1 pseudogene is annotated in these 1,315 nt (G+C 59.1%); it reads left to right on the top strand.

Annotated features, from left to right (window positions below):
* Window positions 1-541: 541 nt before the first annotated feature.
* Window positions 542-1,315, top strand: a pseudogene (locus tag AC1D1X_RS23545) (hypothetical protein); the annotation flags it as partial.

Here is a 1,315-nt window from a genome sequence, read left to right as displayed (position 1 = left end):
TTTCAGTGCTGCGGGTGGCTGCAGGAGATGGCTGCTCTTTGTCCTGGTGCTGCTGTCGTCATGCTTTCCGGTTTCGTCGTTTGCTTCGTTTCCTGCGACTGAGGTCAATACTCACTGTGCCGGCGTATATCCGTGCGTGGACTACGGAAGCGTTGACTTCACAACAGGGGGGGCGCTTTATAGCTACCCCTCCTATGAGGCGGCCTGTCTTGCGGTTCCTGCCAATGGTTCGGCCTGGTCTGTGAACTACAACATGGTCTTCGTCAGTTCCGTTGATTCTCAATGTACGGTAGCTTTGTACCTGAAAAGTAACGGAACTTTCGTTGCCAACTCGGTCTACAGCATGGGGTGGCGCACATTGACCGCGCCCACGTACAGCTGCGCTGATGACGGCGTGCCCTCTGGTTCAAGTTGTACCTGCCCACCCGGCTCCCTTCAGAAAGCGACTAATAACGGCTGTTACCAAAGTGAGACGGTTCAGGTCTTTCGCGATAGGAAGAAGGACGCCCCGAAACCTTGTCCCTGCAACCAGCTCTATCCCTTGACGGGCAGCAAACAGGAGGTCGTCGAAACCGGCGTGAGCATAGGCGGGCAGGCGCTGAACCTTATTTATGACAGCGCCAGGCAAACCGCGGCCACGGCTGCTGCCGTGGCGGTCAAGGATTTCGGCGATGCCCCTTCAKTCGGCGCGCAGTGGCTGAGCAGCCTGCACCGCAAGCTGGTCGTCTCCCCGGCCGGTTTTGGTATCCAGCTCTTTCGTGGTGACGGCACAGTTGCCAGCTTCCGCTACCAGTCAGGCGCCTATATCGCCGATGCCGACAACAATGACCGGCTCGTTCCCATCAGCGGCGGCTACCGTTACACCGATGCGGCCGCCAAAAGCATTGAAACCTATAGCAGCGCAGGGCAACTCACAAGTCTGGCTGACGCCTCCGGAAATACATTGAGCTTCACGTACAGCACAGGCGCAAGCAGCATGGCTCCCGCGGCTGGCTACCTGGTGGCGGTCGCAGATAACAACGGGCGCAGCATCCGGTTTGAATACGCCTTGCCTGGCGGCGGTGCTGTCACCGATGGACGCGTGTCGAAGGTAGTCGACGCCTCGGGACAGGCCATCACCGCGGCCTATGACGCCAACGGTAACCTCGCAACCCTGACCTGGCAGGATGGAAAAACCCGCCAGTTTCTTTATGAGAACTCCTCGCTGGCCTGGGCATTGACCGGCGTGGTTGACGAGAGCGGCAGCCGGCTGTCTACCTTCGCCTATGACAGCGCTGGGCGTGCGGTGTCCACGGAATACGCAGGTGGCATCAAC

It is taken from the genome of Polaromonas sp. P1_G4, assembly GCF_056405475.1.
The sequence above is the reverse complement of the archived record's forward strand: the minus strand, read 5'-3'. Positions and strand labels throughout refer to the sequence as shown.